Origin of the sequence: Mongoliibacter sp. (assembly GCF_007692705.1) — a bacterium.
Lineage (GTDB): Bacteria > Bacteroidota > Bacteroidia > Cytophagales > Cyclobacteriaceae > Mongoliibacter.
This window is the reverse complement of the sequence record NZ_REBN01000281.1, coordinates 1-5,802: the sequence shown is the minus strand read 5'-3', so window position 1 is coordinate 5,802 and position 5,802 is coordinate 1. Positions and strand designations below refer to the sequence as shown.

The 5,802-nt window shown below is 39.1% G+C and carries 4 protein-coding genes; 3 read left to right on the top strand and 1 reads right to left on the bottom strand.

What is annotated here, in order from left to right:
- Nucleotides 1-291 precede the first annotated feature (291 nt).
- The 3 genes from EA341_RS18910 to EA341_RS18900 all read left to right on the top strand — a co-directional run bounded on the left by EA341_RS18910 (nucleotide 292) and on the right by EA341_RS18900 (nucleotide 4,277).
- Entirely contained in the window at nucleotides 292-777 is a 486-nt protein-coding gene (locus tag EA341_RS18910) for a peptide deformylase (RefSeq protein WP_293016740.1), read from the top strand.
- A gap of 345 nt (nucleotides 778-1,122) precedes the next feature.
- The gene (carB, locus tag EA341_RS18905; protein ID WP_293016739.1) at nucleotides 1,123-3,942 is read left to right on the top strand and encodes a carbamoyl-phosphate synthase large subunit; all 2,820 of its coding nucleotides are present in this window, start codon (nucleotides 1,123-1,125) and stop codon (nucleotides 3,940-3,942) included.
- 77 nt (nucleotides 3,943-4,019) lie between these two features.
- Complete coding sequence (locus tag EA341_RS18900) at nucleotides 4,020-4,277, top strand: DUF4834 family protein (RefSeq protein ID WP_293016738.1); 258 nt, start codon at nucleotides 4,020-4,022, stop codon at nucleotides 4,275-4,277.
- Between the two features lie 404 nt (nucleotides 4,278-4,681).
- Here the strand turns inward: EA341_RS18900 and EA341_RS18895 are convergent.
- Nucleotides 4,682-5,802, bottom strand: a 1,121-nt coding sequence (locus tag EA341_RS18895) for a class I SAM-dependent methyltransferase (protein ID WP_367127882.1), incomplete at its 5' end; no start/stop codon positions are given.

Sequence of the window (5,802 nt, the reverse complement as noted above, 5' to 3'; positions counted from 1 at the left end):
CAGGTCTGTTGCAAGATCTGGTTTTTTTTGTTAATTACAGATAAAGAAAAACTTGAAGTCTAAATAAATAAGGACTAGTCAAAATAAAATAATGGCTCCAACTTTTGATTCCATATGTATCTTGTAAGTTATTGATGTATATCTTGATCCGCCTACCGGGGGTAGGTATCTACATAGCCCGCCTTCAGGAAGGCGGGTATTTACAAATATCCGCTCAAGGCAAGAAGTAAGATTAATACAGGCATTGATGCGGATAATCATAAAGTTTTATTTCGACCTTTAATTATGACAATGAAGACAATAGAAGATATCCTCAAACTTGGAGATCCCAGGCTCTATGAGAGCTGTGAAGCAATTACCCTAGAGGAACTGCCTTTGGTAAAAACCTGGGTGAAAGATCTTCACGAAGCCATGGAGGATATCAGAAAGTGCTATGGCTTCGGAAGAGGGATTGCCGCCCCGCAGTTGGGCATAATGAAGAGATTTTTTTATCTTGATCTCGACAAGCCTTACGTCATCATCAACCCGGAAATCATCGATCCCAGCGAAGAAATGTTTGAGCTTTGGGATGATTGTATGAGTTTTCCTAACCTGTTGGTAAAGGTAAAAAGACATCAATCTCTAACTTTGGACTATTTGGATGAAAATTGGGAAAAACAATCTTGGAAAGTGGAAGGCTCAATATCAGAATTGATCCAACATGAGAACGATCATTTAAATGGTGTGCTTTGTACCATGCGTGCCATTGATGATAAAAGTTTCAAATGGAAAGGTTGAACGATACCTGATTCATAATTACACCCTGACTATAGAATTGAATTTCAGGAAGGACTTTATAAATTGAGGAATCGGATAGAGACAAATCCATACCTAATGAAAACTGCAATTTTCAATGGATTTGATGTCAACTGGCTAATAAAAGGAGAGATACCCAAAGACATAACTGAATTCTATTAATAATTAAGAAATCAAGGTTACTTACAATGATAAGACTTTGACTCAATTATCAATATTTAACCGTTCATAGCTTTTTTCCAAATCAATCAGGCTGCTTAAATATATTTCCCTAAATTTGCACCAATTTAGCCGTAAGTATTTAACCCTCTTTAAACCTCATTTAGAATGCCTAAAGACTCCAGCATCAAACACGTTCTACTCATCGGTTCAGGTCCCATCGTCATCGGACAAGCATGTGAATTTGATTATTCAGGCTCCCAAGCCTCAAGATCACTCAGGGAAGAAGGTATCAAAGTGACTTTGATCAACTCAAATCCTGCCACCATCATGACTGATCCGGTGACAGCAGACAACGTGTATTTGTTGCCACTCGAGAAAAAATCCATTATCAAAATACTTCAAGATCATCCGGATATTGACTGTGTGCTCCCTACAATGGGAGGACAGACAGCCCTTAACCTGGCAATAGATTGTGATAAAGCAGGAATTTGGAAAAAATTTGGTGTACGCATGATCGGCGTGGATATTGATGCGATTGATACAGCGGAAAATAGAGAGAAGTTCAAAGCTTTGATGGAAAAAATCGGGGTAGGGGTTTGTAAAGGAGCCACTGCAACTTCTTTTCTTCAGGGAAATGAGATTGCCCAGGAAATTGGGTTTCCTCTTATCATCAGGGCTTCTTATACCTTAGGTGGTGCAGGGGGTTCATTTGTCGAAAAAGCGGAAGATTTTGAAAAATTGCTTTCTGCCGGTCTTCAAGCTTCGCCGGTTCATGAAGTACTGATTGAACAATCTATTCTAGGATGGAAAGAGTATGAGCTGGAGGTTATGCGTGACAACATAGGCAATATGATTGTCATATGTTCGATAGAAAATTTTGACCCAATGGGTGTTCATACCGGAGACTCCATCACAGTTGCACCGGCGTTGACACTACCCGACACGGTTTACCAGCGCATGAGGAATTATGCCATCACCATGATGAACAGCATAGGAAATTTCGCTGGAGGATGTAATGTACAGTTTGCTGTAAGTCCGGACAATTCTGAAATCATCGGTATAGAAATTAATCCAAGGGTATCGCGTTCATCTGCACTGGCCTCCAAAGCCACAGGTTATCCAATTGCTAAAGTCGCTGCTAAGCTGGCTATAGGATACAATTTGGACGAGTTGACTAATTCCATCACAGGTACTACCTCAGCATTTTTTGAACCGTCCATTGATTATGTCATCGTAAAAATCCCAAGATGGAACTTTGACAAGTTTAAAGGATCCGACAGAAGATTGGGACTTTCTATGAAAGCTGTAGGTGAAGTCATGGGAATTGGAAGAAATTTCCAGGAAGCCTTACAAAAAGCATGTCAATCCCTTGAAATCAAAAGAAATGGATTGGGAGCAGATGGAAAAGAGTTAAAAGATCAGGCGAAAATCCTCTACAGCTTAGCTAACCCCAGCTGGAACAGGCTGTTCCATATTTATGATGCGTTCAAATTAGGCATCTCTTTCAGAACTATACACGACTTGACCAAAATAGACAAATGGTTCTTAAAACAAATTGAGGAACTTATTCATATAGAGGCCGAAATAGAAAAATTTGAGTTGGAGACAATTCCTCATGAACTGATGGAATTGGCTAAAAGAAAAGGCTATGCTGACCGTCAGATTGCACACCTTTTAGGTTGCTTGGAATCGGAAGTGTTTACCAAACGCTACGAAGAAATGAACATCAAAAGGGTCTATAAATTGGTAGATACCTGTTCAGCAGAATTTGAAGCACAGACTCCTTATTATTATTCCACTTTTGGAGAAGAAAACGAAGCCATACCTTCAGATAAAAAGAAAGTGGTTGTCTTGGGTTCAGGACCAAACAGAGTTGGCCAGGGGATTGAATTTGACTACTCATGTGTTCATGGAGTCCTAGCTGCCAAAGAGTGTGGCTATGAGACCATCATGATCAACTGTAACCCTGAGACGGTATCTACTGATCCAGATATTTCTGATAGGCTATATTTTGAGCCGGTTTTCTGGGAACATATTTACGAAATCATACTTTCAGAAAAACCTGTAGGGGTAATTGTACAGTTAGGTGGACAAACTGCCCTCAAGCTAGCTGAAAAGCTTGATAAATATGGCATCCCTATTATCGGCACCAGCTTTGAAGCACTTGATTTAGCAGAAGACAGGGGTAGATTTTCTACTTTACTAAAAGAAAACGATGTTCCTTACCCAGAATTTGGTACTATCCACAATACAGACGAAGCCCTTGAGCTTTGCAAAACCATAGGATTCCCACTACTGGTAAGGCCTTCCTATGTACTAGGCGGGCAAGGGATGAAAATCGTGATCAACGAAAAGGAACTCGAAGAACACGTAGTCAACGTACTCAGGGATATTCCAAATAATGAGATCTTATTGGATCACTTCCTTGAAGGGGCAATAGAAGCTGAAGCAGATGCCATTTGTGATGGTGAAAATGTGTATATCATCGGAATTATGCAGCACATTGAGCCAGCGGGTATTCACTCGGGAGATTCTTATGCCGTTCTTCCTCCTTACAATTTGGGAGATTATGTCATCAGACAAATCGAAACATATACCAATAAAATTGCCTTGGCATTGAGGACGGTAGGCTTGATCAATATTCAATTTGCAATCAAAAATGATAAGGTATACATAATTGAAGCAAACCCAAGAGCTTCAAGGACTGTTCCTTTTATCTGCAAGGCCTACCAAGAACCTTATGTCAACTATGCTACAAAGGTGATGTTGGGAGAAAATAAAGTTACTGACTTTAAATTCAACCCCGTGAAAAAGGGCTATGCAATTAAAGAACCTGTTTTCTCTTTCCACAAATTCCCGAATGTGAACAAGGAATTAGGTCCTGAAATGAAATCAACAGGTGAAGCCATTTATTTCATCGATGACTTAATGGATGATTACTTCCTGAAAATATACTCTGAACGAAATCTATATTTAAGCCGTTAATTTGAAAAGCAAAAGATGGGAGACGAAAATAAAGATAAGTCTCCCTTCTTGATTCTCGCTTCACATATCTACATACAATGGGTTTTATATTAAAATTTATACTAATCGCTGTTGCCTTATCCTGGATATTCTCCGGTTTGTTGAAGTTTTTTCTTAGAAGCAAATTGAAGCAATTTGCCAATCATGCCAATGACCTAAAAAGGGAAGAGGAAAGAAGAAAAAAGCCAAAGGATGGTAATGTTAGTGTAGACCATATTCCTAGAGATTATCAGGAAAAAAGGACAAAAGAAATCCGGGGCGGTGACTATATAGATTACGAAGAAGTGAAGGATTGAAGCCTCATAGCCAAAGTGAGTGTCTGCCGAAGTGAGTGTCTCACTCACTTTAATCCACCAATCATAATACATTTTTTCCATCCGTTAATTTAAAACAAGTTTATGAAGTATTTAGAATGGGCATTTTGGGTTTCAATGGGTTTGCTTTCATTGTGTATTTGTACTTATGGTGTAGGTTTTATTATCGGAATGATTGAATGCAATGTCAATTGTGAAGGCTAATAAATTTTAGATTTCAAGAGCCTAAACAGTTCTTGAACTGAGTAAAAATGATTGGAATTTGCATCCAATGTGTATTATTAATTGCTTACAGTTTGATTTTTTTAAATAATTAAATGTAATGCTGGATTTCATTGATTAGTCTTCGGCTACTTCGGCGTCGAAGTGTGTGTCTCTCACTTTAATCACCTAATTTTATTACAATACCAAAGCGAAAATCCATTTGTGGTTTTTGCACCTAGCAAAAAATCGTCACCCCCATCCTTGAGTTTGTGTTTTTTCTTCAAGGCATCAGCCGATAAGCTATAATTGCGGGTAATTACGTTGACTTTACCTTCAGGAAAAAGTGACTTAATCTCCTTTTTAGGCTGTTGGATTTCAGAAATGATTTCGAAAAATCTTCCTGGACAGTCTTCCACCAAAACATCTGCAGTATAGAGATGTGAATTGGGGTGAACCTTCTGAAAACCATACCTGACAGCAAAAGTATTGAAGGCGCCAGCCTTTAGAATAGCCGAAAATGGCTCAATCAGGTACTTCCCCATTTTCTCCGCAATCTGACTGAATGACTTTTCCTCCTCACTGTAGGTAAATGAAAATTCATTATTGCAGTTGCTTTTCAAGTCTACTGCTTCAATTTGGGTTTCAACTTCCTTAGCTCCAGATTCACTAAAAAGCAAAACCTCCTTTACTTCATTTTTGACAGACAATACAATTACTTTATGGATTGCATTAAGGGATTTTAAAGCAGCTTTGATGTCCAACATGGGTGAGGCCTTGACCAAAACATCAACTCCTTTGGAACGCAGCAATTCCCAGTTTTGGATAATATCAGGTTCACAGTCTTCCAGCCTGTAAAGCTTTTGGTTATGACCTCCCCTTCTGGCTGGGTCAACAAAAATCAGATCAAATTTTTCTGATGTATTCCTTAGAAAATCCAGGCTGTCCCCATTATAAAAATCGAATTTCCCGGGGGAAAGATGACTTAGGTTATGTTTCGATATTTCAAAAAGATTTTTGTCCCTTTCGCAGTACGTTGCCTGTTCATAATTTTTTCCAAGAAAATAGGCATCAACACCCAAACCACCTGTCAAGTCAATCATTTTGCTCCCCTTAAAATGCCCCGCTTTGTATTTGGCCGTCAATCCTGAGGAAGCTTGTTCCATGGACAGGTTTACAGGGAAAAGCAGGTCTGGGTCAGCATACCAGGATGGTATTTTATTTTTGGCTTTTTGCTTTGCCTGAATCTGCTGCACGGCAAACTTCAGGTCAAAGTCCACCTTCCCTGAATAGGCCAAAAGCAATT